34 protein-coding genes are annotated in these 24,774 nt (G+C 59.9%); 19 read left to right on the top strand and 15 right to left on the bottom strand.

The window, feature by feature from the left end; all coding sequences use genetic code 11:
- The first annotated feature begins 2 nt into the window (after nt 1-2).
- Genes fmt through speB form a run of 4 tightly spaced genes read left to right on the top strand, consistent with a single transcriptional unit; the run spans nt 3 to nt 2,280 of the window.
- On the top strand, nt 3-917 hold the full coding sequence (gene fmt / locus GS612_RS18310; protein WP_171642265.1) for a methionyl-tRNA formyltransferase: 915 nt from the start codon (nt 3-5) through the stop codon (nt 915-917).
- A gap of 6 nt (nt 918-923) precedes the next feature.
- Complete coding sequence (locus GS612_RS18305; RefSeq protein WP_170344822.1) at nt 924-1,160, top strand: hypothetical protein; 237 nt, start codon at nt 924-926, stop codon at nt 1,158-1,160.
- A gap of 1 nt (nt 1,161) precedes the next feature.
- Nucleotides 1,162-1,398 carry a GlsB/YeaQ/YmgE family stress response membrane protein gene (locus GS612_RS18300; RefSeq protein WP_171120279.1) on the top strand — a complete coding sequence of 79 codons (237 nt, stop codon included), beginning with the start codon at nt 1,162-1,164 and terminating at the stop codon, nt 1,396-1,398.
- 60 nt (nt 1,399-1,458) lie between these two features.
- Nucleotides 1,459-2,280, top strand: coding sequence for an agmatinase (gene speB / locus GS612_RS18295; protein WP_152457068.1), 822 nt, complete (start codon nt 1,459-1,461; stop codon nt 2,278-2,280).
- A 1-nt stretch (nt 2,281) separates the two neighbouring features.
- Here speB and GS612_RS18290 read toward each other — a convergent pair whose 3' ends face one another.
- From GS612_RS18290 to GS612_RS18260, 7 genes are all read right to left on the bottom strand, one after another.
- Complete coding sequence (locus GS612_RS18290; protein ID WP_171642263.1) at nt 2,282-2,884, bottom strand: alpha/beta hydrolase; 603 nt, start codon at nt 2,882-2,884, stop codon at nt 2,282-2,284.
- 65 nt (nt 2,885-2,949) lie between these two features.
- Complete coding sequence (locus GS612_RS18285; protein ID WP_171642261.1) at nt 2,950-3,573, bottom strand: TRIC cation channel family protein; 624 nt, start codon at nt 3,571-3,573, stop codon at nt 2,950-2,952.
- Nucleotides 3,570-4,037, bottom strand: a complete 468-nt coding sequence (gene rnhA, locus GS612_RS18280; protein ID WP_171232686.1) for a ribonuclease HI — start codon at nt 4,035-4,037, stop codon at nt 3,570-3,572. Before rnhA ends, GS612_RS18285 begins: the two co-directional genes overlap by 4 nt.
- The gene (locus tag GS612_RS18275) at nt 4,030-4,617 is read right to left on the bottom strand and encodes a methyltransferase domain-containing protein (RefSeq protein WP_171642259.1); all 588 of its coding nucleotides are present in this window, start codon (nt 4,615-4,617) and stop codon (nt 4,030-4,032) included. Before GS612_RS18275 ends, rnhA begins: the two co-directional genes overlap by 8 nt.
- Nucleotides 4,614-5,066 carry a DUF3429 domain-containing protein gene (locus GS612_RS18270; protein WP_171642257.1) on the bottom strand — a complete coding sequence of 151 codons (453 nt, stop codon included), beginning with the start codon at nt 5,064-5,066 and terminating at the stop codon, nt 4,614-4,616. Before GS612_RS18270 ends, GS612_RS18275 begins: the two co-directional genes overlap by 4 nt.
- Complete coding sequence (gene ispH / locus GS612_RS18265) at nt 5,063-6,013, bottom strand: 4-hydroxy-3-methylbut-2-enyl diphosphate reductase (RefSeq protein WP_171642255.1); 951 nt, start codon at nt 6,011-6,013, stop codon at nt 5,063-5,065. The genes GS612_RS18270 and ispH overlap by 4 nt, the downstream gene beginning before the upstream one ends.
- Before the next feature lie 190 nt (nt 6,014-6,203).
- On the bottom strand, nt 6,204-6,779 hold the full coding sequence (locus GS612_RS18260) for an NYN domain-containing protein (RefSeq protein ID WP_117869875.1): 576 nt from the start codon (nt 6,777-6,779) through the stop codon (nt 6,204-6,206).
- A gap of 141 nt (nt 6,780-6,920) precedes the next feature.
- On the opposite strand from GS612_RS18260, the gene folK reads away from it, so the two are divergent.
- The 10 genes from folK (at nt 6,921) to GS612_RS18210 (ending at nt 14,699) form a co-directional block, all read left to right on the top strand.
- Nucleotides 6,921-7,490, top strand: coding sequence for a 2-amino-4-hydroxy-6-hydroxymethyldihydropteridine diphosphokinase (gene folK / locus GS612_RS18255; protein WP_171642253.1), 570 nt, complete (start codon nt 6,921-6,923; stop codon nt 7,488-7,490).
- A 94-nt stretch (nt 7,491-7,584) separates the two neighbouring features.
- On the top strand, nt 7,585-7,938 hold the full coding sequence (gene rpoZ, locus GS612_RS18250) for a DNA-directed RNA polymerase subunit omega (protein ID WP_117869873.1): 354 nt from the start codon (nt 7,585-7,587) through the stop codon (nt 7,936-7,938).
- A gap of 26 nt (nt 7,939-7,964) precedes the next feature.
- Nucleotides 7,965-10,097, top strand: coding sequence for a bifunctional (p)ppGpp synthetase/guanosine-3',5'-bis(diphosphate) 3'-pyrophosphohydrolase (locus GS612_RS18245; protein WP_170344831.1), 2,133 nt, complete (start codon nt 7,965-7,967; stop codon nt 10,095-10,097).
- Between the two features lie 16 nt (nt 10,098-10,113).
- Nucleotides 10,114-10,812: a DUF2062 domain-containing protein gene (locus GS612_RS18240; RefSeq protein ID WP_171205740.1), complete on the top strand. Its 699-nt coding sequence runs from the start codon at nt 10,114-10,116 to the stop codon at nt 10,810-10,812.
- Nucleotides 10,805-11,551: a pyridoxine 5'-phosphate synthase gene (locus tag GS612_RS18235; RefSeq protein ID WP_171120263.1), complete on the top strand. Its 747-nt coding sequence runs from the start codon at nt 10,805-10,807 to the stop codon at nt 11,549-11,551. The genes GS612_RS18240 and GS612_RS18235 overlap by 8 nt, the downstream gene beginning before the upstream one ends.
- A complete protein-coding gene (locus tag GS612_RS18230) occupies nt 11,548-12,171 on the top strand; it encodes a LysE family transporter (RefSeq protein WP_171642251.1) in 624 nt (207 codons plus the stop codon). The genes GS612_RS18235 and GS612_RS18230 overlap by 4 nt, the downstream gene beginning before the upstream one ends.
- Entirely contained in the window at nt 12,168-12,587 is a 420-nt protein-coding gene (gene acpS, locus GS612_RS18225) for a holo-ACP synthase (protein WP_171642249.1), read from the top strand. Before GS612_RS18230 ends, acpS begins: the two co-directional genes overlap by 4 nt.
- Before the next feature lie 60 nt (nt 12,588-12,647).
- A complete protein-coding gene (gene lepB / locus GS612_RS18220; RefSeq protein WP_152457082.1) occupies nt 12,648-13,487 on the top strand; it encodes a signal peptidase I in 840 nt (279 codons plus the stop codon).
- Nucleotides 13,484-14,176, top strand: a complete 693-nt coding sequence (rnc, locus tag GS612_RS18215; protein WP_152457083.1) for a ribonuclease III — start codon at nt 13,484-13,486, stop codon at nt 14,174-14,176. Before lepB ends, rnc begins: the two co-directional genes overlap by 4 nt.
- A gap of 4 nt (nt 14,177-14,180) precedes the next feature.
- Entirely contained in the window at nt 14,181-14,699 is a 519-nt protein-coding gene (locus GS612_RS18210) for a GNAT family N-acetyltransferase (protein WP_171232680.1), read from the top strand.
- 2 nt (nt 14,700-14,701) lie between these two features.
- On the opposite strand, the gene GS612_RS18205 is transcribed toward GS612_RS18210, so the two are convergent.
- On the bottom strand, nt 14,702-16,084 hold the full coding sequence (locus tag GS612_RS18205) for a multicopper oxidase family protein (protein WP_171642247.1): 1,383 nt from the start codon (nt 16,082-16,084) through the stop codon (nt 14,702-14,704).
- 159 nt (nt 16,085-16,243) lie between these two features.
- Between GS612_RS18205 and era the strand changes: the two genes are divergently transcribed.
- From era to GS612_RS18190, 3 genes are all read left to right on the top strand, one after another.
- Complete coding sequence (era, locus tag GS612_RS18200; RefSeq protein WP_171642245.1) at nt 16,244-17,152, top strand: GTPase Era; 909 nt, start codon at nt 16,244-16,246, stop codon at nt 17,150-17,152.
- Entirely contained in the window at nt 17,149-17,478 is a 330-nt protein-coding gene (locus tag GS612_RS18195) for a DUF1491 family protein (RefSeq protein ID WP_152457087.1), read from the top strand. The genes era and GS612_RS18195 overlap by 4 nt, the downstream gene beginning before the upstream one ends.
- Before the next feature lie 110 nt (nt 17,479-17,588).
- Entirely contained in the window at nt 17,589-17,912 is a 324-nt protein-coding gene (locus tag GS612_RS18190; protein WP_152457088.1) for a SemiSWEET transporter, read from the top strand.
- A 56-nt stretch (nt 17,913-17,968) separates the two neighbouring features.
- Here the strand turns inward: GS612_RS18190 and GS612_RS18185 are convergent, their stop codons facing one another.
- Together GS612_RS18185 and GS612_RS18180 are read right to left on the bottom strand one after the other, a co-directional pair.
- Nucleotides 17,969-18,358 carry a VOC family protein gene (locus GS612_RS18185; protein WP_152457089.1) on the bottom strand — a complete coding sequence of 130 codons (390 nt, stop codon included), beginning with the start codon at nt 18,356-18,358 and terminating at the stop codon, nt 17,969-17,971.
- Nucleotides 18,359-18,648: 290 nt separating this feature from the next.
- The gene (locus GS612_RS18180; RefSeq protein WP_152457090.1) at nt 18,649-18,900 is read right to left on the bottom strand and encodes a hypothetical protein; all 252 of its coding nucleotides are present in this window, start codon (nt 18,898-18,900) and stop codon (nt 18,649-18,651) included.
- 194 nt (nt 18,901-19,094) lie between these two features.
- On the opposite strand from GS612_RS18180, the gene recO reads away from it, so the two are divergent.
- Entirely contained in the window at nt 19,095-19,820 is a 726-nt protein-coding gene (gene recO / locus GS612_RS18175) for a DNA repair protein RecO (RefSeq protein WP_171642356.1), read from the top strand.
- On the opposite strand, the gene GS612_RS18170 is transcribed toward recO, so the two are convergent.
- The 3 genes from GS612_RS18170 to GS612_RS18160 form a co-directional block, all read right to left on the bottom strand.
- Nucleotides 19,804-20,196, bottom strand: a complete 393-nt coding sequence (locus GS612_RS18170) for an META domain-containing protein (RefSeq protein ID WP_171642243.1) — start codon at nt 20,194-20,196, stop codon at nt 19,804-19,806. The two genes, recO and GS612_RS18170, sit on opposite strands and share 17 nt — an antisense overlap.
- A 40-nt stretch (nt 20,197-20,236) precedes the next feature.
- Nucleotides 20,237-20,791, bottom strand: coding sequence for a hypothetical protein (locus GS612_RS18165; RefSeq protein WP_171642241.1), 555 nt, complete (start codon nt 20,789-20,791; stop codon nt 20,237-20,239).
- A gap of 251 nt (nt 20,792-21,042) precedes the next feature.
- A complete protein-coding gene (locus GS612_RS18160) occupies nt 21,043-22,734 on the bottom strand; it encodes an acyl-CoA dehydrogenase family protein (RefSeq protein WP_171642239.1) in 1,692 nt (563 codons plus the stop codon).
- A 144-nt stretch (nt 22,735-22,878) separates the two neighbouring features.
- On the opposite strand from GS612_RS18160, the gene GS612_RS18155 reads away from it, so the two are divergent.
- On the top strand, nt 22,879-23,643 hold the full coding sequence (locus GS612_RS18155) for a sulfite exporter TauE/SafE family protein (protein ID WP_171120243.1): 765 nt from the start codon (nt 22,879-22,881) through the stop codon (nt 23,641-23,643).
- Nucleotides 23,644-23,647: 4 nt separating this feature from the next.
- On the opposite strand, the gene GS612_RS18150 is transcribed toward GS612_RS18155, so the two are convergent.
- The gene (locus tag GS612_RS18150; RefSeq protein WP_254705346.1) at nt 23,648-24,202 is read right to left on the bottom strand and encodes a hypothetical protein; all 555 of its coding nucleotides are present in this window, start codon (nt 24,200-24,202) and stop codon (nt 23,648-23,650) included.
- Nucleotides 24,203-24,226: 24 nt separating this feature from the next.
- Entirely contained in the window at nt 24,227-24,517 is a 291-nt protein-coding gene (locus tag GS612_RS18145) for a hypothetical protein (RefSeq protein ID WP_152457096.1), read from the bottom strand.
- Nucleotides 24,518-24,774: the final 257 nt, after the last annotated feature.

Raw genomic sequence — 24,774 nt, 5'->3', positions numbered from 1 at the left:
AGATGCGCGTTGTTTTCATGGGAACCCCAGACTTCTCGGTGCCGGTTCTGGATGCGCTGGTCGAGGCCGGGCATGAGATTGCCGCCGTCTATTGCCAGCCCCCGCGCCCAGCGGGGCGGGGCAAGAAGGATCGCCCGACACCGGTTCACGCGCGGGCCCAGGCGCTGGGTCTGGACGTGCGTCACCCAACCTCGCTGAAACCGGCCGAGGAACAGGACAGTTTTGCGGCACTGAACGCGGATGTGGCGGTGGTTGTGGCTTATGGGCTGATCCTGCCCCGGCCCATCCTCGATGCGCCGGCTCATGGCTGCCTGAACATTCATGCCAGCCTGTTGCCGCGCTGGCGCGGGGCGGCTCCGATCCACCGCGCGATCATGGCGGGCGATGCGCAAACCGGCGTCTGTATCATGCAAATGGAGGCGGGCCTTGATACCGGCCCCGTTCTGTTGCGACAGGCCACCGATATCGGGCCCGAGGAAACCACTGCGGAACTGCATGACCGGCTCTCGGCGATGGGCGCGGCTTTGATTGTCGAGGCGTTGGCAAAGCTGCCCGGCCTGACCCCTGATCCGCAGCCCGAGATTGGTGTCACCTATGCCGCCAAGATCGACAAGTCCGAGGCCCGCGTGGACTGGTCGCGCCCCGCGGTCGAGGTCGATCGGCAGATCCGCGGCCTGTCGCCCTTTCCCGGGGCCTGGACCGAGATCGAAGGCAACAGGGTAAAGCTCCTCGCTTCGCGTCTGGCGCAAGGGAAGGGCGCACCGGGGGAGGTTCTGAATGGCGATCTGTATGTGGCTTGCGGGCAGGGCGCCATAGAACTGCTGCGCTTGCAAAGGGCGGGCAAAGGCGCGCAGGATAAGGAAACGTTCCTGCGGGGCTGGCCAATCCCGATCGGCACCCGGATGTCTTCGGAGTAAAGCCATATGTTCATGGTGATGATGGGCACTGTCGTGATTGCCGGGATCGTCGGGTATCTGTCCGAACAGACCGGTTTCACCCATAACGGCTATTTGCAATCCATCATCATCTGTGTGGGCGGGGCGTTCCTGTTCTATTTCGTCCGTATCATGTTCGGTATCAGCTTTGGTCCTCCGGGGCTGGATGCGGTGATTTCCTCCGTTGGTGCCCTGATCATCGTGCCGACCCACTGGAGGAAATGACATGCCAATCGTCGCCCTGATCATCATCGGTGCAGCGGCAGGGTTTCTGGCCACCCGCCTGATGCGGATCGAGGCGGATATCCCGACGACCATGCTGATCGGTATCGCAGGCGCCCTGATCGGAGGGATGCTGCTGCGGTTTCTTGTAACCGTTATGGGGTGGCTGTCTGGTTTTGTCGGGGCAGTTCTGGGTGCGTTGCTGGTGATTTGGATCTGGCAGACCTACCTGCGCCGTTGACCCCTTGACCCGGCGTCTTTCCTCCGTCCAGATCGCCTTCAACGAAAAAGGGGAATGATGATGCCGCATGATTTGAAGCCGGGTGATGTCGCTCTGATGGGCGTTCCTTTGGATCTGCATTCCTCGTTCCTGCAAGGGCCGGCCTTCGCCCCCGGACGCATCCGCGAGGCGCTGCATTCCGGTGCCGCCAACCTGACCGCCGAAGATGGTACCGACCTGGGTGCAAGCGCCAAATTCAGGGATACCGGCGATCTGGATGTGTTCGAAATGCGCGGGCAGGAACCGATTGACCGGATCGAGGCCGAAGCGGCGAAACGGATCGCAACCGGCGCGCGCCTGTTGTCTCTGGGCGGCGACCATTCGGTGGCCTATCCGCTGATCAAGGCCCATGCGGATCGGTACGAAGGCCTGAACATCCTGCATATCGACAGCCACCCTGATCTGTACGACACGCAGGATATCGGACCGCTCGGCCATGGCTGCCCCTTTGCGCGGGTGATGGAGACCTGCCCGGTCAAGCGTCTCGTGCAGGTCGGCATCCGCACCATGAACGCCCATCAGCGCGAACAGGCCGACAAGTTCGGGGTCGAGGTGATCGACATGCGCAACTGGCGCCCCGACTTGCAGATTTCATTCGATGGCCCGGTCTACCTGTCACTTGATCTGGATGCGCTGGACCCGGCCTTTGCGCCGGGCGTCTCGCACCATGAACCCGGTGGGCTGAGCACGCGCGAGGTTATCGACCTGATCCACCGGTTCAAAGGTCAGCTGGTCGGGGCGGATATCGTCGAGCTCAACCCGCATCGCGACCCCTATGGCATGACGGCGATGGTGGCCGCGAAATTCGTCAAGGAAATCGGCGCGCGCTTGCTGAACGGCTGACTTACCGTTCGTCGCAAACCATCGCAGACCCAAGTGCCGGAGCACCCCTGGTGGTCAAATCGAACCGGTTCGCTTCGGCAGCGGTCATCCAGTGCATGCTGTCGGCCGGGGCCGCGAACAGGGTGTACCAGTAAAACTCCTCGTCCACGCCGATATCCTTGAAATAGTCCAGGTATCGGTCATGTTCTGGATCGTCCTCGGGCAAGTCGGTCGCCACCAGACCCGACCCGGCCCAGCTGTGGACACCGACACAGGCCCCCGGTTGCAGCACGCGGCGGTTTCCGGCCAGGAACAGGTCGGTGCCACCGCTGGCCACCAGCCCGTTCGATGGAACAACGGTATCGAACCCGGCCCTGTGCACTTCGCGGGCGAAGATGACATTGGCGTCATCATCAACCGATCCTTCAATGTATTGCAGAACCAAAGTGCGGGCTTCGGGGTTTTGGGCTGTCACTTCCTCAAAGGCAGACAGCGTTGTCTCGTCAATCGTGCCTGAGGCGATGATCTGGTCGCCCTGCGCAACAAAACTGACAGGGGTGTAATACGCGCCGCATGAGGCGAGCAGGGCCAGGCAGGCTGTGATGGATGCAAGTCTAAGTGTCACGTTGGCCTCCGGGCTGTGCTTTCAAAAGGGGTAACAGCATGCCGCTTTGGCGTCCACTGTCGGGCTCAGTTGCGCGGCGGCCGGCTTTTGTAGACCGGCAATTGCCAGCCAAACATCAACGACCCGGCGCGCAACGCCCAGCACACCAAGGCGCAGAGAGCCAGAGAAAACGCAGGCTCTGCCCCCAATCTGGCAGCCAGAACTGCCGTCAGGGCGCCTGTAAAGGCGCAGGACACATAGAGCTCACCTTGTTTCAGCACCAGCGGCACTTCGTTGCAGACCACATCGCGCATCAACCCGCCCAGGCATCCGGTCGTCACACCCATCAAAACGACAATGACCCCGGACTGATCCAGCGTCAACGCCGCGCCGGTTCCGGCCGCGACAGCCACTGACAGTGCAAAACTGTCCAGCCAGACCAGCCAGTTATAGCGGCTTTCCACCAGATGTGCGGTAAAGAACACCAGGACCGACGCCGCGACTGCGATCAGGATGTAATCCGGCTGCCCGACCCAAAAGATCGGGTGACGGTCCAGCAAAAGGTCTCGTACAGTGCCGCCCCCGACGGCAGTCAGGCAGGCCATGAAGGCAAATCCCACCAGATCCAGCTGGGCACGGCTGGCCACCAGTGCCCCCGTCAACGCGAAGATCAGAACCGAGGCATAGTCCAGCAGCGTCAGCGCGGTCACGCCTGTGCCTTTTTCGGTTTGAACGGCGCCATTCCGGCCCGGGCCAGCTCATCAGCTTTTTCATTCTCGGGGTGGCCTGCGTGGCCCTTGACCCATTCCCATGTCACATCATGCCGTTCCTGCGCCTCATCCAGACGCTGCCAAAGATCGACATTCTTGACCGGTTTCTTGTTCGAGGTTTTCCAGCCGTTGCGTTTCCAACCGAAAATCCAGCCGGTGACGCCGTTCTTCACATAGGCGCTGTCGGTGACGACGGTTATCTTCGACGGTCGCTCTAGCGCTTCAAGGGCGCTGATGGCGGCCAGCAATTCCATCCGGTTATTGGTCGTCTCGGCCTCGCCCCCGTTCAGCTCACGCTCTTTCAGAACCCTGTCCCCGTCCATCGCGCGCAGCAGCACGCCCCAGCCTCCGGGGCCGGGGTTTCCGGAACAGGCACCATCCGTATACGCAAACAATTCAGGCATGGGCGAACACCAGAATATATCCGTCATACGATCCGGCCAGGCCTTCGCCCATGCCATGGACTGCGCGGTCAATCGTGAACCCTGCCTTGTTCAAGGCGTCCTCGATCTCGGCCTCGGTGTAATAAGAATAATAACGATCCAGATCATCCCGGTGTTCACCAGTACCCAGCTTCATCCCCAGAAACAGCTGTCCACCGGGTTTCAGAGCCCTGTGGATCGCAGTCAGATGCCGCTGGAAATCAGCGCGCGGCGCGTGCAGCAGGGAAAAGCTGGCGTAAACACCGTCAAATTCGGCCGTCTCGGTGACGTCATCGAACGTACCCAGATAAGCATCCACACCGTTTTCCCGCGCATGTTCGACAAAGGCTGGCGTGGCATCCAGCGCGCGAACCTTCAGCCCCTGACGCATCAGGAACCCGCTGTCCGACCCCGGCCCGGACCCCAAATCCAGTACATAGCCGCCTGCGCCGACCGCATCGGCAAAAGCCTGACGGGCCTCAAGCTGTTCGGGCGGCAGGGGGATTTTCAGATATTCGGCCACCTTGTTTGTATAGGCGTTGATTGTGCGTTCATCGGTCACAGATACACTCCGACTGCAAGACTGGCCAATACGACCGCGGTCAGCAGGATGCGCAACCGCATCCACCAGACCGGTGTCAGGCGCCAGTAGGAAAACAGGGCATCCAGCAACAACAAGCCAGCGAAACCATACATCAGATTGGTACCCGCATTGACCGGCCCGCCGCCTGTCATGGCAAAGGCCCAAAGCGCGGGCAGAACCGACAACAGATAACACAGGGCCGCCTTGCTGCCCGACGTCTTGGTGGCAAAACCCCACAGAACACCGGACATGAAGCTGAGGATGACCGATCCATAGAACAGTTGCACATAAGGCCCCACGAAACGCGGGCCAAAGGTTTGCGCGCCCCAGGCATTCAGGTCGCCGTTCAGATAGGTCAGGGCGCCCCAGACAAACGGGATAAGTCCTGCCAGCCCCAGGCAGAGCGGTGCTTTCGGCACTCCGTTCACGCCGGTTGCCTCAACACGCGGGGGACTTTGAACTCGACGTTTTCAACGGCGGTTTTGACCGGCTCGACGGTGACTTCATAATGCGCGCTGAACGCTTCGATCACCTCGTTTACCAGAACCTCCGGGGCCGACGCGCCTGCGGTGACAGCCACGGTCGAGATCCCCTCGAGCGCGCGCCAGTCAATCTCGGTGGCGCGCTGGACCAGCTGCGCGTACTGGCACCCCTCGCGCGAGGCAACCTCGACAAGGCGGCGCGAGTTCGATGAGTTCGGCGCGCCCACAACCAGCAAGGCATCCGCCTTGGGGGCCACGGCCTTCACCGCTTCCTGCCGGTTGGTGGTAGCGTAACAGATGTCTTCCTTGTGCGGTCCGACAATGGCCGGGAACCGGGCCTGAAGGGCGGCGATGATATCCTTGGTGTCATCGACCGAAAGGGTGGTTTGGGTGACAAAGGCCAGCTTGTGCGGGTCGCGCACCTGCACCGTGGCCACGTCGTCCACGGTCTCGACCAGCAGCACATCGCCCTCGGGCAGCTGCCCCATGGTGCCCACGGTTTCGGGGTGGCCCTTGTGGCCGATCATGATCATCTGCAACCCGGCATCCGCGTGGCGCTGCGCCTCGACATGCACCTTGGAAACAAGGGGACAGGTGGCGTCCACATAGATCATCTCGCGCTGGGCAGCCTCGGCGGGAACGGATTTCGGCACCCCGTGGGCGGAAAAGATCACCGGGCGGTCATCGGGGCATTCCTGCAATTCCTCGACGAAAACGGCCCCTTTGGCGCGAAGGCCATCGACCACGAATTTGTTGTGCACGATCTCGTGGCGCACATAGACCGGTGGGCCCCATTTCTGCAAAGCCATCTCAACGATTTTGATGGCACGGTCCACACCGGCGCAGAACCCGCGTGGGGCGGCAAGGTAAAGTGTCAGTGGCGGCTTTTTCATCAGGCTGTCTCCTTGAGGCACAGGTAAGTCTTTTCCCGGCCTTGGTCCAGACAGGACATTGTCATTCATCTGACACGAATCGTTGCTACTCGGGTGATGTTTAAGCACCTGTACCTTGTTAAAGAAGCGCGGCCAGGACCGATGTCCTGACCGCGCGATTTTTCCCCATCATGACAGGCCTGTCGTCCTGTCAGCTGTTGCTGGCAACAGCGACGCTGCGATGCTCCGTCGGCATTTCACGCGGCGGGCGACCGATGACATCGCGCAGATCTTCCAGTTCGATGAAATTGTCGGCCTGGCGGCGCAGTTCGTCCGAGATCATCGGAGGTTGGCTGCGGATGGTCGAAACCACCGATACGCGCACGCCCTGCCGTTGCAGGCTGGCGATCAGCGGGCGGAAATCCCCATCACCCGAAAACAGCACGATATGATCGACGCGCGGCGCCAGTTCCATGGCATCGACGGTAAGCTCGATATCCATATTTCCTTTGACTTTCCGACGCCCCATGCTGTCGGTGTATTCCTTGGCCGGTTTGGTGACCATGGTGAAGCCGTTGTAATGCAGCCAGTCAACCAATGGACGGATCGGCGAATACTCGTCGTTTTCCAGCAGCGCTGTATAGTAGAAGGCCCGAAGAAGCTTGCCGCGGCGCATGAATTCCTGCCGCAGAAGTTTGTAGTCAATGTCGAAACCGAGTGCTTTTGCCGCGGCATAAAGATTCGAGCCGTCGATGAACAGCGCTAGCCGTTCGTCTTTATAAAACATAAATGTTCCCTTCCGGTATAATCCAGTGCGTGCCGCGTTACGTGAGTGAGTGAGTGATAAAATGACGCGCGCTGGTACGCCTATAATTAGAACTTCTGTCGATTATCGCAAGTATGCAATGGGTCGAATGTAGGGTATCACATGAGCAAATCCATGCCAAATGCCGTCGTTGCACTGGGCGCAAATCTCGATTTGAGAGGAAATAGTCCCGCTGTAACACTTCAGAGCGCGCTTGACGCGTTGTCGCGTCACGATGTGGTGATTCGCTCCGTCAGTCGTTTTTTTGCCACGCCGTGCTTTCCCGCCGGGGCCGGCCCGGACTATGTGAATGCCGCGGCGCTGATTGCAGCCGACAAGTCTCCGTCGCAGCTGTTGCAGGTGCTGCACGAGGTGGAGCAGGAATTCGGGCGCGAACGGGCGCAGCGCTGGGGGATGCGGACGCTGGATCTGGATCTGGTCTGTTTCCAGGATCAGGTCCTGCCGGATCGCGCCACGTTTGATCGCTGGCTGACCCTGCCGACCGACGCGCAAAGGCAAGAGGCACCGGATCAGTTGATCTTGCCGCATCCGCGCCTTCAGGATCGCGCCTTTGTCCTGGTGCCGATGGCCGATATCGTGCCCGACTGGCGTCATCCGGTTCTGGGTCGCACGGTCGGCGAGATGATCCAGACCCTTCCCGCGGCAGAGGTTGCGGCGGTCACGGCGCTGTGATCCGTGCAAATGCAGCATTTCCTGCTTGTCAAGGCGCGGATTCGCGCTTAGATAAACCCCTTCCTGACATGGATTCAGAAACGGAGAGCGCCCAATGGCCCGCGTGACGGTTGAAGATTGCGTAGACAAGGTTCCAAACCGGTTCGAGCTGGTGATGCTCGCCGCCCATCGGGCGCGTGAGATTTCCGCCGGTGCAGCGATTACCGTTGACCGCGACAACGACAAGAACCCTGTCGTGTCTCTGCGTGAGATCGCCGACGAAACCCAAAGCGCGGACGAACTGCGCGAGCGCCTGATCGAGGCCAACCAGACCCAGATCGAGGTTGACGAGCCCGAAGAAGATCAGATGGCGCTGCTGATGGGCGCCGAAACGGACAAACCCGCCATGGACGACATGTCCGAAGAGAAGCTCCTGCGCGCTCTGATGGAGGCACAAGGGCAGGGGTAAGCCCTGAAGACGAAGGTGCGGACCGGATGATTTCTGCTGACGATCTGATTGCGCTGGTCCGCAACTACAATCCCAAGACGAATGCTGACCGCATTGCGCTGGCCTATGAATTTGGCCAGCAGATGCACGAGGGGCAGTTCCGCCATTCCGGCGAGCCCTATTTCACCCATCCCGTTGCCGTTGCCGCCATCCTGACTGAACAGCGTCTGGATGATGCGACCATCATCACGGCGCTGCTTCACGACACGATCGAAGACACCAAGGCCAACTATGGCAAGGTGGCTGAACTTTTCGGGGATGAAGTCGCCAAACTGGTCGACGGCGTCACCAAGCTGACCAATCTGCAACTGTCCAGCCGCGAGACCAAGCAGGCCGAGAACTTCCGCAAGCTGTTCATGGCCATGTCCAAGGACCTGCGCGTGATTCTGGTCAAGCTGGCCGACCGTTTGCACAACATGCGGACGATCAAGGCGATGCGTCCCGAAAAACAGATCGTCAAAGCCCGCGAGACGATGGATATCTACGCACCGCTTGCGGGCCGGATGGGTATGCAATGGATGCGCGAGGAACTGGAAGACCTGGCGTTCCGTGTCCTCAATCCCGAAGGCCGCCAGTCGATCATCCGCCGCTTTATCACCTTGCAGCGCGAAACCGGCGACGTGATCCATCGTATCACCGGCGACATGCGGCACGAGCTGGAGAAAGTGGGCATCGAAGCCGAAGTGTTCGGCCGCGCCAAGAAACCCTATTCGATCTGGCGCAAGATGCAGGAAAAGGATCAGGGCTTCTCGCGCCTGTCCGACATCTACGGGTTCCGCATCATCACACAGACCGAGGAAGACTGCTATCGAACCCTGGGGGCCATCCACCAGCGCTGGCGCGCGGTACCGGGGCGCTTCAAGGACTATATCAGCCAGCCCAAATCGAACGGTTACCGCTCGATCCACACCACGGTGTCGGGCCGGGACGGTAAACGGGTCGAGGTCCAGATCCGCACCCGCCAGATGCACGACGTGGCCGAAACCGGGGTCGCGGCGCATTGGTCCTATCGCGACGGTGTGCGCACCGAGAACCCGTTCGCCGTCGACCCGGCCAAATGGATTTCCAATCTGACCGAGCAGTTCGACAACGAGGAAGATCACGAAGACTTCCTCGAGGCCGTCAAGCTCGAGATGTATTCGGACCAGGTGTTCTGTTTCACCCCCAAGGGCGACGTGGTGAAGCTGCCGCGTGGCGCGACGCCGATCGATTTTGCCTATGCCATTCACACCCGGATCGGTCATGCCTGTGTCGGGGCCAAGGTTGATGGTATCCGCGTTCCGCTCTGGACGCGGCTCAAAAATGGCCAGTCCGTGGACATCATCACCGCCGATGGTCAGACGCCACAGGTCACGTGGCTGGAGATTGCAGTCACCGGCAAGGCCCGTACCGCCATTCGCCGCGCCCTGCGCGAGGTGGATCGGGAACGATTCATCAAGCTGGGCAAAGAACTGGCCCGTTCCGGGTTCGAGCATGTGGGCCGAAAGGCGACCGACAAAGCACTCGATACCGCGGCAAAACACCTACGCCTGAAAGATCGGCACGAGCTGCTGGCCCGCCTCGGCAGCGCCGAACTGACTGCGCACGAGGTGGTTCAGGCCGTCTATCCCGAACTTGCCAAGGACGACGGCGACGCCATCCCGCTGCGCCGTGCGGTGATTGGCCTGGAGCCGGGGCAGAAGTTCGACCGGGCCCCCTGCTGTCAGCCGCTGCCGGGGGAACGTATCGTCGGCATCACCTATCGGGGCAAGGGCGTGGTCGTGCATGCCATCGATTGCGACCGGCTTAGCGAGTTCGAAGGCGAACCTGACCGGTGGGTCGATCTGCACTGGCACTCGGGCACGCACCCGGCCGTCTATGGCGCGACGCTGGATCTGACCATTGGCAACGATGCCGGGGTTCTGGGGCGTATTTGCACATTGATCGGCGAGAAAAAGGCCAATATCTCGAACCTCGAGTTTGTCGATCGCAAACCGGATTTTTACCGCCTTCTGATCAATGTCGAACTGCGCGACCTTGAACAGCTTCATTCACTCATGCTGATGCTGGAGGCGGAAAGCGATGTTGCTGCGGTCGAACGGTATCGGGATCAGGTCAAAACTTCGGTTGCGGCTGGCTGAGAAGGGGTGATCACGGGTGGTATTCAAGCGCCGAGACCGACGCTCTCCAGTCCAGATCGCATCGGATTTCGTCTATCCGCGTGGTGGATGGACCCGCGCCTTCCATTACGTGAAACACCGCGTCCGGCGCTTGCCGGATACCCCTGACCGGATCGCGCGCGGTATAGGGGCGGGCGTCTTCGCGGCCTTTACGCCGTTTTACGGGTTGCATTTTCTTGTCGCCGCCATCGGTGCCCGGCTGATCAAGGGAAACATTCTGGCCGCGCTCAGCGGCACGTTTTTCGGCAACCCGCTCACTTATGTTCCGATCGGGGTGATCTGCCTTCAGACCGGGCATTTCCTGCTGGGTACCGAATACGAAGAAGGCGACACACAAGGGCTGATGGGCAAATTCGCCAGCGCCATAGGGGATCTCAAGAACAATTTTCTGGCGTTGTTTACGGATCGCGTGGCCGACTGGCACGGGCTGTCGCAGTTCTACGATGACGTCTTCTATCCCTACATGATCGGTGGGATCATTCCGGGCGTCGTTGCGGGGGTGATCTGCTATTACCTCAGCCTGCCGCTGATCTTGACGTATCAGCAGCGCCGCCGCGCCAAGATCAAGGCGAAGTTCGAGGAAATCAAGCGTTTGGCCGAAGATTCGGCTGCCGTTTCCTCGGCAGAGCCTCTAGGCTCGGGCAAGAACATGCAAAAGGAATCGAGTGATGTCTGAGAACCATCTGCGTCTGGGTGTGAACATCGATCACGTGGCCACCGTGCGCAATGCGCGGGGTGGGGATTATCCAGATCCGCTGCGCGCTGCCAAACTGGCGGAAGAAGCGGGGGCGGATGGCATCACCGCGCACCTGCGCGAAGATCGGCGCCATATATCGGACGTCGATATCGACGGGCTGATGGAGGTTCTGTCGGTGCCGCTGAATTTTGAGATGGCCGCAACGCCCGAGATGCAGAAGATCGCCCTGCGCCACAAGCCTCACGCGGTCTGCATCGTGCCCGAAAAGCGCGAAGAGCGCACCACCGAAGGCGGGCTTGAAGTCGCGCGCGAGGAAAACAAGCTGGCGCATTTCATCGCGCCGCTGCGTGAGGCCGGCTGCCGCGTGTCGATCTTCATTGCCGCCGATCAGCGTCAGATCGAAGCCGCGCATCGCATCGGTGCCGAAGTGATCGAGCTGCACACCGGCGCCTATTGCGACGCCCATGCCGAAGGTCGCATGGAAGATGCCGAACGCGAGCTTGAGTCGCTGCGCCAGATGTCCACCTTCGCCCATTCGCTGGGGCTCGAGGTTCATGCGGGCCATGGCCTGACCTATGACACCGTAAAACCGGTTGCCGCCTTCCCAGAAGTCAAAGAGCTGAATATCGGTCATTTCCTGATTGGCGAGGCGATTTTTTTGGGCCTGACGCCGGCCATTCAGGAAATGCGTCGCCTGATGGACGAGGCGCGCGCGTGATCACGCCCGGCTTTGTCGCCATCTGGCTGGCCTGGCTGATGGCTGGCGGCTCTCCGGGGCCTGCTACGATGGGCATTGCCGGAACCGCCATGAACGAAGGCCGCCGCGCCGGTCTGGTCTTTGCGCTGGGCATCTGTGCCGGGTCCGCCGCCTGGGGCATTGCCGCAGCACTTGGCTTGTCGGCGATCATGCTGGCCAATGTCTGGGTATTCGAGGTGATCCGATATGTCGGCGTGGCCTATCTGGGTTGGCTGGCCCTCAAGGCCCTGCGCCGCGCGATGACCGCGGATGAGGTCGCTTTGGGCAAACCGGTCACAGGTTCGCTGCCGACGATCTTCGCCAAAGGTGCCGCCATCCACCTGACGAACCCCAAGGCGATCCTCAGCTGGGGCTCGATCTATGCCATCGTCGCGCCCAATGATGCCAGCCTGTCGATGCTGCTGGGCTATTTCGCCATGCTCTATGCTGGATCGTTGATGATCTTCATCGGCTATGCCTTCCTGTTTTCCTCCGAGCGCATGGTCCGAACCTACCGCCGCGCCCGCCGCTGGTTCGATTTCGCCTTTGCCGGGTTCTTCGGGGTGGCGAGTTACAAGATTTTGACAGTGCGGTTGTCATGATCCTCGGCATCGGCACAGACCTCGCAAACATCGACCGCATCCAGGGCACGCTCGACCGGTTCGGCGACCGCTTCCGCAATCGTGTCTTCACCGACACCGAACAGCGCAAGGCCGAACGCCGTGTTGATACCGCCGGAACCTACGCCAAACGCTGGGCCGCGAAAGAGGCCTGTTCCAAGGCGCTGGGCACCGGTCTGCGCATGGGCATCGCGTGGAAGGACATGGCCGTCACCAATCTGCGCACCGGCCAACCGGTGATGCACGTGACCGGCTGGGCCGCCGAGCGCCTCAAGGAAATGACCCCCGACGGGCACGAGGCGATCATCCACGTCACCCTGACCGATGATCACCCCTGGGCGCAGGCTTTTGTGGTGATCGAGGCGCGTCCGGTTCAAGATCAGGCCGCGCAGCCTTGACTTGCCCCCATCCCCCCCGCATGTAGCAGCGAAGCCAAGCAAAGAACTGGAGCGAGCAGAATGGCCGAGGACGCCAAAACCGGAAATCCCGTCTGGGAGACGATCAAGACCATCGTCTACGCGCTGCTGATTGCCGGCGTGTTCCGCACCCTCTTCTTTCAACCGTTCTGGATCCCCTCGGGCTCGATGAAGCAGACGCTGCTGATCGGCGATTTCCTCTTCGTCAACAAGATGGCCTATGGCTATTCCTACGCATCCTGCCCCAGCCTGATCATCCCAAGCGTCGGCCTGAACGTGGATGCCGAAGATATCTGTGGCTGGATGCAGGGCGAAGACAATACCCGTATCTGGGGCGGTGATCCCGAACGTGGCGATGTCATCGTCTTTCGCCATCCGGTCACCGGACGTGACTATATCAAGCGCCTGATTGGGTTGCCGGGCGACCGGATCCAGGTCCGCAATGGCCAGATCATCCTCAATGGCACTCCGGTTCCTCAGCAGCCCGACGGCGTGTTTACCGAAATTGCCGAACCGCAAGGCCCGCAGCGCCTGCGCCCCCGCTGTGAAAACGGCCCTGTTGGAATAGGCGGCACCTGTGAAAAGTCGCGCCTGATCGAAACCCTGCCCAACGGTGTGTCTTATGACGTGTTGAACATCGGCAACCAGGCATCGGACAATACCGGCATCTATACCGTGCCCGAGGGCCATTATTTCTTCATGGGTGACAACCGTGACAATTCCAGCGACAGCCGTCTGCCGCAATCTGCCGGTGGTGTCGGATACGTGCCTTACGAAAACCTGATCGGTCGTGCCGACCGGATCATGTTCTCGTCCGCAGGTCGTTCGATGCTGTTCTTCTGGACATGGCGCAGTGATCGGTTCTTCAAGGCGGTCAATTGAAGCTCTCGGCTGAAATAAAGGCGTTCCAGCGGCGATTGGGGTATGAGTTCAAAAACCCCGAACTGCTGGTGCGCGCGCTGACCCATGGCTCGGTGTCTTCGTCCACCCGACCCGACAATCAGCGGCTGGAGTTTCTGGGAGACCGCGTTCTGGGCCTGGTCATGGCCACTGCGCTGCTTGAAGCCGACAAAAAGGCGTCCGAGGGTCAGTTGGCCCCACGGTTCAATGCACTGGTCCGCAAAGAGGCTTGCGCTGATGTAGCCCGTCAGATTGATCTGGGCGCGGTGTTGAAACTCGGCCGGTCCGAGATGCTGTCCGGTGGCCGTCGCAAGCAAGCGCTGCTGGGCGACGCGATGGAGGCCGTGATCGCCGCCATCTATCGGGATGCCGGGTTCGAGGCTGCCCGCGATGTCATCCTGGCGCTTTGGGGGGACCGCATCCACAAGGTCGAGGCAGATGCGCGTGACGCCAAGACCTCTTTGCAGGAATGGGCGCAAGCGCGTGGGCAAAAGCCGCCCTCATACGTCGAAGTTAAACGCAGTGGCCCGGACCACGCCCCGATCTTCACCATCGCGGCCCGTCTTCAGGACGGCACCGAGGCGCAAGCCACCGCAGGATCCAAACGTCAGGCCGAACAGGCTGCGGCAAAAGCTCTGTTGGAACAGCTCAGCCCGGCCGGGTCTTCCTAGGTACATGCGGCTCAGACCAGCCCGGGAATCGGACGCCGCCAGCCTGGCGGCGCTGTCGATCGAAGTCTGGATCAGCACCTATCTGCGCCATGGCGTGAGCGCCTTCTTCGCCGAGTTTGCACTGTCCGAGTTCACCACTGCACGGTTCGAAGCGCTGCTTGAAGAAGGCAAGGACCTTCTGATTGTTTCGGAAAACCGCGATGGCATAGATGGGTACATTCGGTTGGCAGAGGGCCGTCCCGCCCCGATCGACGGGCTGTCCGATCTTGAGATCGTGACCTTTTACGTGCAGCCGCGTCACCACGGAAAGGGCATCGGGTCAGCTTTGTTGCAGGTGGCCATTGACCATTGCCGCAACAAAGGCCGCACCGAAATTTGGCTGACGACCAATTCCGAAAACGCTCCGGCCATCGATTTCTACCTGTCCAAAGGCTTCCGTCAGGTCGGCGTCACGGATTTCCGTATCGCGGACCAAACCTATCCGAACCACGTTCTGGCGTTGAACCTGCCACCACTGGGCTAGTGTCAAATCACCCGGATGAACCCGGCCAGTCCGGTTTTCTGGTGTTCGATCACGTGGCAATGAAACGCCCAGTCGCCGGGATTGTCCGCGACCAGCGCGATGTCGACGGTCTCGTCTTTCAACAAAAGCATGGTATCGGACAGCAACGGTGGCAGTTTGCGCAGGTTCGACGTCAGCGGAACGAAGGCCAGCCCGTGCAGGTGGATCGGGTGCAGATTGGGCGATTCATTGCGCAGTCGCAGAACATAGCTCTTGCCCCGTTGCAGTACAGCCAGCGGCCCGGTTCCCTGCGCCGCATCGCCCGGCCAGGGCGTGCGGTTGATCGACCAGAAACTATAGCCCAAAGACCCGCAGAACCCGTCATTCGGGGCGCCGCCTTCCGGGGTCCAGCCGAACACGAACTCATGCAACTCGGCCTGATCAAGATCAGGGCGTGCGACAGGGTTTGCCTGCAATGGGCGCAGCTCTCGCAGATCACGCGCGATGGAGTGTCCCGTGGCCCGCAACCGGACCATGGCGCGGTGCTTCTGCCCGGGAAACTTTGCCATCAGCAGGGCTGATTGCCCTTCGTCGTCCGGCATCCGAACGGCCAAATCCACCCGTTGACCCGGGGCCAGCAAGAGCGGCTGGGCTGCTGTGGGCCGTGTCACGTCTGTTTCTACCGGATGTCCGTCCCATGCGATGATACGGGTCTGGGCCCCTTCGGGATGCAAGTTGTAGATACGGGTCGTGTCCGTGTTGACCACCCGTACGCGCACCAGGCTGCCCGCGGCGTGGTCATAAACTGCCTCGCTCTGCCAATTGGCGGTCTGCACGTTGCCGAACGTGCCGGCCCGCGCCGCGCCGCGGGCGGTATAGGCCGGCAGAAACGCGTCGTCTTCGTCCAGCCGGAAATCCCGCAGATTGATCACCTGTTCGCTGTCGAATCCCGGGTCTTCCGGTTCGGCAATCACCATCACACCGGTCAGCCCTCGGGCCATCTGGTCCATCGTCATGCAATGCGGATGATACCAATACGTGCCCGCATCCGGCGGCGTGAGTTCATAGGTAAAGCTCTCGTTCTCGCCGATGGGCATCTGGGTCAGATAGGGCACACCGTCCATTTCGTTGCGGATGCGCAGCCCGTGCCAATGCATCGCAGTATAATCGGGCAGGGTATTGCGCACCGTCAGGCGCAATGTTTCGCCCTGGCGCCCGTAAAGAACCGGCGGCGGCGCATCCGGTGACAGGCTGACCATCCCCGTGGTCCGCTGACCGCGCAACCGATAGCTGGCAGGTTGCACCACCAGTTCCCGAACGGGATCGCTGGCCGCCAGAGACAACCCTCCCAAACCCAAAGCACCGGCGGCGGCGCTGCTTCCAAGAAGAAACTCGCGACGTTTCATGAGAACCTCACTGAACGGATCTGATGCCGGGCTGGGATTGGCTGGGCGTCCGCGTCCATCTGACACCTCAAGCGCAAGGCTGCAATGCGACAAATCCCTCTGGTCCGCCGGACCTTTCTGCTATAGGGGTGCGCACCTGCAAACAGGATCGCCAGACTCATGACCACACGCGCCGGATTTATTGCCCTGATCGGAGAGCCCAATGCGGGCAAGTCCACCCTGCTGAACCACATGGTCGGGGCCAAGGTGTCGATCGTGACGCATAAGGTGCAGACCACCCGCGCGCGTATCCGTGGCGTGGCGATGGAGGGCGACGCGCAGCTGGTTTTCGTCGACACGCCCGGCTTGTTCAAACCCCGCCGCCGCCTGGATCGCGCAATGATCGCCGCCGCATGGGGCGGGGCCGCGGATGCCGACATCGTTGTGCTTATGGTCGAGGCGCATCGTGGCATTACTGAAGGCGTCGAGCGCATCCTCGAAGGTCTGGAAGAAATCGGACAGGGCCGCACCATCGCGTTGGCCATCAACAAGATCGACAAGGTGCCGTCCGAGAAGCTGCTGGCGCTGACCAGTGACCTGAACGCACGCTACCCGTTTGCCGAAACCTTCATGATCTCTGCTGAAAAGGGACACGGCGTCGAGGACCTGCGCAAATGGCTGGCCTCTGAATTGCCTGAGGGCCCCTGGCTCTATCCCGAAGACCAGATCGCCGATCTGCCACTGCGCATGATCGCCGCCGAAATGACGCGCGAGAAGCTGACCCTGCGCCTGCATCAGGAATTGCCCTATCAACTGACCGTCGAGACCGAAAACTGGGAAGAGCGTAAAGACGGCTCTGCCAAGATCGATCAGGTCATCTATGTCATGCGCGACGGCCACAAAGGCATCGTGCTGGGCAAAAAGGGTGAGACGATCAAAGCCGTCAGCCAGGCCGCGCGCGCCGAGCTGGAAGAGTTCCTCGACCGCAGGATCCACCTTTTCCTGCAAGTGAAGGTCCGGCCCAATTGGCTGGAAGAATCCGAGCGGTATTCGGAAATGGGGCTGGATTTCAAAGACGGAAACGCATGACGCGGCTGACGGCGGAATTCTGGGTTCACGCCTATCTGGCGCGGCTGCGATTTCAGGATATCCCGGCCTATGTGGTGGCCCATGGCGATGACACCGCAGGCGCAGTTCTGGTCAAGCTGAACACACTGGACGGGCAGGCCGTTGCCTTCCAACGCAGCTTTGATCTGATGAGTGGCGAACGGAAATGGGTCGAACTCTCGTCCGGCCTTGAAGGTGACGTGGACCAGGCCATCCAGCGCCAACGCAGCTTTGACCCCGACCTCTGGGTGATCGAGGTAGAAGACCGTCAGGGGCGGCACCTGCTGGGCGAAGAAGGGCTTGAGTGACCAGTACTGAAGGGTCTTTGACGCAGAGACCAAAATGACTATTTTACCCCGGCAATTACACTGGCAGGGCTGGCTTGCCCTTTGGACAGGCGCAACCAAGAGGTGCTTTCGTGGCTGAAACGCTTGCTGAGAAACTGGAAAAATCGGAACTCGGCCACTGGATGCAGCGGTTCGAAAGCTTCATGGTCTTTGTCGGGGTTGTTGGTCCTTTTGCCACGCTTCCGCAACTGGTCAAGCTCTACTTTACCCATTCAGAACACGCTACTGGTCAGTCGCTTCTGTCCTGGTCGCTTTATGCCGGGCTGTCCTTCCTGTGGTTTGCGTATGGTCTGGTGGTGGGCAAGTTGCCCATCTATGTGGGCAACGGTATCTCGATGGTGCTGAACCTGCTGATGGTCATAGGAATTCTGGTTCATGCGGGTGTGACGTTCTGAACTTCACGCTGGCTTGGGTCTTTCTTGTTCGCGGTCGCAGACGATGCTCGGGTCCATCAATCCGCGTCGCCAAAATAGACAAAGCTCATCTTGTTCCCGTCAGGGTCGCGTGCGTAGGCACCAAAAAAGTTTGGGCCATATTGGGGGCGGTCCCCCGGATCACCTTCGTTTGTTCCGCCATTTGCAAGCGCGGCCGCGTGCGCATCACGCACTTCCTCTGTGCTTTGGCACAACAGGCCAACCATGTTTCCGTTGCCGATTGTCGCGTCTTTTTTGTCGAACGGTGTCGCGACCCATATGCATCCGCCGCCGCGCAGCTCATAGCATACAGCATGCGGCATATACTCGGCGACGACCTTTCCGCCGATCCGGGGCATAACCGCGTCGTAATAGCTGCGTGCCTTGGCAACGTCGTTGGAACCGATCATGACGTAATTAAGAGACATTTTGGGAACCCTATTTTAGAACATAAGTAGAACATTATGGCCTGAACGGGATTAAAGCAACGCATTCTTTTGTACGCATCTGGCGATACCCCGGACGACAGACGGGGTTTCCATCGGCCAAGGGGCAGCAGGCGCGTTCTGCCGGGGCACATTGGTGATCTGAAGAATGGCGGCGGGTTCATGTTGAGGCACAACGGAATCCACCGTGGTCAGGTCTGGTCGCTATATCGTGCCGGACCGTTGCAATGAAAAGCCGATGCTCTGCTCTTCAGTCTTTGCATGTCTTGGGATCACGCGCCATGTCCGCCGTTCCACCCGTCTTCGTACTCGCCCAACACCCTGGACAGGTGCAGCAGAGACGCAGAAAAGCGTGCGTAGACATCCCTCGACAACATCGGCTTGTTGTCATCCAGCACCTGCACAAGTTCGACAACGGTCGACGCAAACGTCTCATAGACCTGCATGTCGGCCGCCGTTGGGTCCGGTGTCCAGATTTCGCGTTCGTCGTAATATGTGGCGGGTTTCGGTTCGTCATCGATCATGGTGCAGCCCCTTCTGTTGACGCGCAGTTGGGGGTCGTAAAAACGCGTACAAGCCGGGTGGCGCGAAGTCACAAAACTATGGCGGCTTCGGAAAAGAACACGCGCTGAAAAGGGATTGAAGCACTTCCGGTCTTGCGTGCCAACGTCGCTTGGGATTTTCTGCGAACCAACCAAACCAGCAACAGGGTCAGGTTTTGGACTGGCGCGATCACGGAATACTCCTGACATTACGCCGCCATGGTGAAACAGCGGCGATCATCGAGGTCTTTACCGAAGGCCACGGGCGCCACGCCGGTGTGGTGCGTGGCGGGACCAGCCGCAAGATCGCGCCGATCCTGCAACCTGGGGCGCAACTGGACGTGCTGTGGCGCGCGCGGCTGGAAGAACATATCGGCACCTTTCAGGTCGAACCCCTGCGGTCCCGCGCGGCAGCCGCGTTTTCAGGGCGGCTGGCACTGTCCGGGCTGAACGCGGTCGTTTCGCTGTTGTCCTTCTGTCTGCCCGAACGGGAACCACACCCCGCGCTTTATTCCCGGACGGAACAGTTGATGGATCTGTTGGGGCAGGATGAAGTCTGGCCTCTGGCCTATCTGCGATGGGAGCTCGCGTTGCTTGACGAACTTGGCTTTGGCCTTGATCTGACAGCCTGCGCCGTGACCGGTGTGACCGAAGGATTGATCTATGTATCCCCCAAAACAGGCCGTTCCGTCAGCGCCAATGGCGCCGGGGAATGGGCGGACAAGCTGTTGCCCCTGCCGCCTTGTCTGCGAGGTGAAGGCACTGCGCCCGATGTCGAGGTCGCAGAGGCCCTGCGCACGACCGGATATTTTCTGGAGCACCGCGTTGCTCCGTCTTTAGGGCATAATCCGCTGCCCGAAGCGCGGGCTCGGTTTGTGGATCAGGTCATTCGGCGGCTGTGAACACCATCTCGTGCCCGTCCTCATTGCGCAGGATCAGCACATTGCCTGACACCTCGGATTGGGTCATGGCCATGAGGGCGGCAAAGTAGAACCCTTCCGCTTCGAGCCCCGCGCAGGCGGCGCGCGTCGCGTTGAGGTTCTGAACCTCAAACCACGGGTAGGGCGCGTTGAGTGTTCCGTCATAGCTGTTGCACGGAGCGTTTCCGGCAATCCCGCCTTCTTCGGGAAACCGCAGCAGAGCGCTCGCCTCATAGGGCTGACCATCGATCTCCCTCAGAACCCAGGTCTGGTCCGCCGCACCATAGGCGGCGACGGTTTCGTCTTTGTCGCATTGGAACAGTGCCAACAAGGGCAGGGTCAGGATCAGGCGAGTCATGGCTGGGTCTTAGCGCATAGGGGATGTCGTTGGAACCGGATCAGTAGGGAAGAGACCCGTTCAGCAGTTGCGCACGCACTTCCTGCCGGGGTTTCCAGTTATAGCGCGTATCTTCACGCACCGGCGCCCAGAACAACGCGCCACTGTTGCGCCAGGGATCAAGGATGATGCCGTCATACATCGAACCCCCCTTGGCGCTGATCAATGCCGAATGGTGGATGATGCGAAAAGACGTCGGTGGCGACGTGGCCCAGTGCAGATCCAATGTTCGGAAGTTTTCCTGCCGCAGCCGCTTGGTCATGGCTTCTGCCCAATCGTTGCACAGCCCCTTTTCGCGGAACCCGTTGATGACCTTGGCGTTGTGGATGATGGCGGGGTCGGTGACATTCCAATCCCGCGCCAACTGCTGCGAGTAGGAATAGGCGATGGTGGCCGCTCTCTGAGCCTCGGCCGGATCGACATCCGGCCCGAGCATTCGGATCGACTGGGCAAGCGCTTCGACATCGCTCTGATCGGCCGTTGGCGCAGGGGCGGTGCAGCCCGCAAGAACGAGCACCGCCAGAGCGGCGCAAAGTGCAAAGAAGGATCGGGTCATGCGGTGTACCAGGTGCTGATCGGGTTTCGGTCGGGTCAATCTGACGCTCTAACTGCGAATGGGCTGGGATCAAAGGGGGAAGTTTGGATTAGTGCGGACACGGTTCGTCGTTGCCCTGCCGGTCAGAGATGCAAAAAATGGTCCGTACAAAACGGAAGGTCCGCGGGTAGGAGGCGTACAAAACCTAAAAAATCAAGAAAAAGACCCGGCGCAACGGCCGGGTCAGTTGGGGAAACGGGCGCCGGTTCCGGTCACCCGAGCAGACGTCGTGCGATGACCTGTGCCTGAATCTCGGCCGCCCCTTCGAAAATGTTGAGAATGCGCGCGTCGCACAGAACGCGGCTGATCTTGTATTCCAGTGCAAAGCCGTTCCCGCCGTGGATTTGCAGCCCGTTATCGGCGGCTGCCCAGGCCACACGGGCACCCAGCAGCTTGGCCATGCCCGCCTCAAGATCACAGCGTTGGCCGTGGTCTTTTTCCCACGCGCTGAAATAGGTCAGCTGGCGCGCGATCATGATCTCGACCGCCATCATTGCCAGCTTGCCCGAGACACGCGGGAAGTTGATCAGCGATTTGCCGAATTGCTTGCGGTCGATGGCATATTGCATGGCGATATCCAGCGCGCTTTGCGCCACGCCGATGGCGCGCGCGGCGGTCTGGATGCGGGCACTTTCAAAGGTTTCCATCAGCTGTTTGAAACCCTTGCCTTCTTCACCGCCCAGCAGGTTTTCACCCTTGACGTGGAAGCCGTCAAAGCCCAGCTCGTATTCCTTCATGCCGCGATAGCCCAGAACCTCGATCTCACCACCGGTCATGCCGGGGGTGGGGAAGGGATTGTCGTCCGTGCCGGGGGTCTTTTCCGCCAGGAACATGGACAGGCCGCGGTGATCGGTGCTGTCGGGATCGGTCCGCGCCAGCAAGGTCATGACATGGGTCCGCGCGGCGTGGGTGATCCAGGTCTTGTTGCCGGTGATCCGGTAATCACCGTTCTCGTCCTTCACGGCACGGGTACGCAGGCTGCCAAGATCCGAACCGGTGTTGGGTTCAGTGAAGACAGCGGTCGGCAGAATTTCGGCGCTGGCCAGTTTTGGCAGCCAGTTGGCCTTTTGCTCTTCCGTGCCGCCGGCGATGATCAACTCGGCCGCGATTTCCGAACGGGTGCCCAGCGAGCCGACGCCGATATAGCCACGCGACAGTTCTTCGGAAACGACGCACATGGATGCTTTGGACAGTCCGAAACCGCCAAACTCTTCCGGGATGGTCAGCCCGAAAACGCCCATTTCCGCCAGTTCTTCGATGATTTCCAGCGGGATCAGCTCATCCTTGAGGTGCCATTCATGGGCATACGGTTCGACCTTTTCCTGCGCATAGCGGCGGAACTGGTCGCGGATCATTTCCAGTTCTTCGTCCAGGCCCGACGCGCCGAACATGGTGGCGCCGGCCTGATCCTGCATCAGCTCGACCAAACGGCTGCGTGCGGCTTGTGAATTCGCCTGCGCCATCAAGGTCTGTACTTCGGACGACTGAAAGTCCGACAGCGCATCCCAGCCGAGGCCCATATCCTGAAGGCGCACGACTTCGCCCTGGTTCATCGGGATGCCACCAGCGACCTGATGCAGGTACTCGCCAAAGGCTATCTGGTGAAGCAACTGCGCGAGTTCGCCGAACTTGCCTTCGGCCTGAAGTGCTTCGGCCCAGCGCTGCATCTGTTGCAGCGACTGGTTGTACGTGGCCAGCCATGCCAGTCCATGCGCGGCGGTCTGGTTTGCCTCGATCAAAGCACCAGAGATACGGCCATCCGCCGAGACCATGCCGCGCACGGATTCGCGGGCTTTTTCAAAAACGGCTGCTACCGCGGGTACGGCAGCCCGGGTCAAGTTCAGAAGATCGGGCAAAACTGCAGCAATTGTCATCTCGGTCATATCCTGTCCGTCGTGGGCCATGAATCGCGTCCTTTCCTCGGTCGTCTGGTCATATCATGCTGCACGTGCAGCGCAACAAAAATACTTATTACGATGCGAAAAAGTTCAAATATTACCCCAGCATTTTTGCAATGCAGAAGAAAAACCAGATGATATCTAGGGGACATGACCCTGTTTTCCATTCTTTCCCCGCAGGAACTGCTGATGGCCATGGCAATCGCGTTTGCCTCTGGATGGGTCAAAGGCATGGTTGGTTTCGCGATGCCCATGATTTTGGTGTCGGGGTTGAATTCATTTCTGCCGCCGGATCTGACCCTGGCGGGACTTATTCTGCCGACGCTGGTGACCAATGGGCTGCAGGCCCTACGCGGTGGTCGTGTCGCCGCGGTCGCCTCGATTCGGCGCTTTCGGGTTTTCCTTGTTGTTGGCGGTCTTCTTCTGCTGCTCAGCGCACAGTTGGTCGCATTGATCCCGGGGTCTGTCTTTCTGGTTCTGATGGGCGGCTTTGTGTCAGTTTTTGCGCTGTTACAGGTTCTGGGGTTCAGAATGGCGTTGAACCAACCCTCGACCGTAGTCGAGGCTGTGGTAGGTGGCGTGGCGGGGTTTGTTGGCGGCATGTCAGGAGTTTGGGGGCCTCCGACAGTTGCCTATCTAACGGCGCTGAACACCCCCAAGACCGAACAGATTCGAATTCAGGGCGTAATCTACGGTTTGGGGGCGGTTTTGTTGCTGGTCGCACATATTGGATCAGGCATTCTGTATGCAGAAACACTTGAATTTTCGGCAGCCCTGATCGTTCCGGCCCTGGCCGGGATGTGGATAGGCATGAAGCTGCAGGACCGTATTGATCAGGCAAGTTTTCGCAAAGCGACCTTGTTCGTTTTGCTGATTGCGGGCCTGAACCTGCTTCGACGCGGTTTGGTGGGGTAACGCGTCAGCCCGAGCGCTTGTCGGCAAACCGGAAAGCAAAATACAGGCCCATCATTAGGAAGAACAGACCCGAGATATCGCCGATCAGGAATGCGATATATTCCACCGTCGCGCTGCCAAAAGCCAGGTTGGTCAACCCGGAGACAAGGAAGGACGTTACGATTCCGACGCCCATCACACATATCCAACAGGGTTTGCGATCCGGACGGGGAAACAGATCCCACCCGATTGCCTTCAGAAGATAAAACACGGTCGGGACCGTCAGAACCGCAATCGCCATGGCCATCAGGCGGCTGGGCAGGAACACATCCGTTCCACCCAAATAGGCAAAAACGATGAACACGCCGGGCAATAATGCGAAAACGGCGCGCCACCCCAACAGCCAGGCTGTCAGAACCCGCACGCCATGCGGCAGAAACAACAGGCTCGCGCGGCTTGGGTATTCCGGGAAAAACACGTTCTGCAACGGCATCAGGACGGCGAATGTAAGGAACGACGCCAGCACATAGGCCAAAGAGGCCAAAAGCGTTTCAGTAGCCCACCCGCGCAAAGTTATCACGGCTTCTTGCGCGGGTGGATCGCATCATTTGGGTGCATGAACGATGTACCGTCCCCGGTTGGCGCTGCCGCTTTGAGAAAGATAGCCTTTTTCGACCAGCGATTTCAGCGCGCGAAAGAATGTTGGGCGCGAAACACTTTGAACCAACGTGTGCTCGATCAAACCGAATGTGCGCACTTCCTGATCGGACTTGGAAAGCTCTTCGGCGGCATAGTAGATGTCGCGTTCAACCGGAGATAGTTTCTCCAAGCCTAACGTACGCTCCATGCTTTGCATCAGCTTGCGCAGTTCGGTGAGTTTCGAGATCTCAGTCATAATGTTACCTATCGTTTGCCGTGCCATTTGCCGCCTAATTGCGACTGTTTGAGCCATGCTGAATGACGCGCAAGTCAGCAAGTCTCGTATTGACACTCATCCCCTCTCGCTTAGACTAGGTGACTGATTAGGTTGCTCAATCCAGCGTTGTGAGTGTGCGCACATGAGCGACTCCCAATCTAATTTCAGTCAGTGCCCGGCGCAAAAGTGCCGGGTTTTTTCGTCTCAGCGACTATCAGGGCTAGCGCAAATTGCAT

It is taken from the genome of Ruegeria sp. HKCCD6157 (assembly GCF_013110685.1).
Taxonomy (GTDB): Bacteria; Pseudomonadota; Alphaproteobacteria; order Rhodobacterales; family Rhodobacteraceae; genus Ruegeria.
The sequence above is the reverse complement of the archived record's forward strand: the minus strand, read 5'-3'. Positions and strand labels throughout refer to the sequence as shown.

What these genes read in the sequence shown, in the direction of transcription:
- fmt (WP_171642265.1), top strand. Translation starts at nt 3, where the DNA reads ATGCGCGTTGTTTTCATGGGAACCCCAGACTTCTCGGTGCCGGTTCTG.
- GS612_RS18305 (WP_170344822.1), top strand. Translation starts at nt 924, where the DNA reads ATGTTCATGGTGATGATGGGCACTGTCGTGATTGCCGGGATCGTCGGG.
- GS612_RS18300 (WP_171120279.1), top strand. Translation starts at nt 1,162, where the DNA reads ATGCCAATCGTCGCCCTGATCATCATCGGTGCAGCGGCAGGGTTTCTG.
- speB (WP_152457068.1), top strand. Translation starts at nt 1,459, where the DNA reads ATGCCGCATGATTTGAAGCCGGGTGATGTCGCTCTGATGGGCGTTCCT.
- rnhA (WP_171232686.1), bottom strand. Translation starts at nt 4,037, where the DNA reads ATGCCTGAATTGTTTGCGTATACGGATGGTGCCTGTTCCGGAAACCCC.
- ispH (WP_171642255.1), bottom strand. Translation starts at nt 6,013, where the DNA reads ATGAAAAAGCCGCCACTGACACTTTACCTTGCCGCCCCACGCGGGTTC.
- GS612_RS18260 (WP_117869875.1), bottom strand. Translation starts at nt 6,779, where the DNA reads ATGTTTTATAAAGACGAACGGCTAGCGCTGTTCATCGACGGCTCGAAT.
- folK (WP_171642253.1), top strand. Translation starts at nt 6,921, where the DNA reads ATGAGCAAATCCATGCCAAATGCCGTCGTTGCACTGGGCGCAAATCTC.
- rpoZ (WP_117869873.1), top strand. Translation starts at nt 7,585, where the DNA reads ATGGCCCGCGTGACGGTTGAAGATTGCGTAGACAAGGTTCCAAACCGG.
- GS612_RS18245 (WP_170344831.1), top strand. Translation starts at nt 7,965, where the DNA reads ATGATTTCTGCTGACGATCTGATTGCGCTGGTCCGCAACTACAATCCC.
- GS612_RS18235 (WP_171120263.1), top strand. Translation starts at nt 10,805, where the DNA reads ATGTCTGAGAACCATCTGCGTCTGGGTGTGAACATCGATCACGTGGCC.
- acpS (WP_171642249.1), top strand. Translation starts at nt 12,168, where the DNA reads ATGATCCTCGGCATCGGCACAGACCTCGCAAACATCGACCGCATCCAG.
- lepB (WP_152457082.1), top strand. Translation starts at nt 12,648, where the DNA reads ATGGCCGAGGACGCCAAAACCGGAAATCCCGTCTGGGAGACGATCAAG.
- GS612_RS18210 (WP_171232680.1), top strand. Translation starts at nt 14,181, where the DNA reads ATGCGGCTCAGACCAGCCCGGGAATCGGACGCCGCCAGCCTGGCGGCG.
- GS612_RS18205 (WP_171642247.1), bottom strand. Translation starts at nt 16,084, where the DNA reads ATGAAACGTCGCGAGTTTCTTCTTGGAAGCAGCGCCGCCGCCGGTGCT.
- era (WP_171642245.1), top strand. Translation starts at nt 16,244, where the DNA reads ATGACCACACGCGCCGGATTTATTGCCCTGATCGGAGAGCCCAATGCG.
- GS612_RS18195 (WP_152457087.1), top strand. Translation starts at nt 17,149, where the DNA reads ATGACGCGGCTGACGGCGGAATTCTGGGTTCACGCCTATCTGGCGCGG.
- GS612_RS18185 (WP_152457089.1), bottom strand. Translation starts at nt 18,358, where the DNA reads ATGTCTCTTAATTACGTCATGATCGGTTCCAACGACGTTGCCAAGGCA.
- GS612_RS18180 (WP_152457090.1), bottom strand. Translation starts at nt 18,900, where the DNA reads ATGATCGATGACGAACCGAAACCCGCCACATATTACGACGAACGCGAA.
- GS612_RS18170 (WP_171642243.1), bottom strand. Translation starts at nt 20,196, where the DNA reads ATGACTCGCCTGATCCTGACCCTGCCCTTGTTGGCACTGTTCCAATGC.
- GS612_RS18165 (WP_171642241.1), bottom strand. Translation starts at nt 20,791, where the DNA reads ATGACCCGATCCTTCTTTGCACTTTGCGCCGCTCTGGCGGTGCTCGTT.
- GS612_RS18160 (WP_171642239.1), bottom strand. Translation starts at nt 22,734, where the DNA reads ATGGCCCACGACGGACAGGATATGACCGAGATGACAATTGCTGCAGTT.
- GS612_RS18155 (WP_171120243.1), top strand. Translation starts at nt 22,879, where the DNA reads ATGACCCTGTTTTCCATTCTTTCCCCGCAGGAACTGCTGATGGCCATG.
- GS612_RS18145 (WP_152457096.1), bottom strand. Translation starts at nt 24,517, where the DNA reads ATGACTGAGATCTCGAAACTCACCGAACTGCGCAAGCTGATGCAAAGC.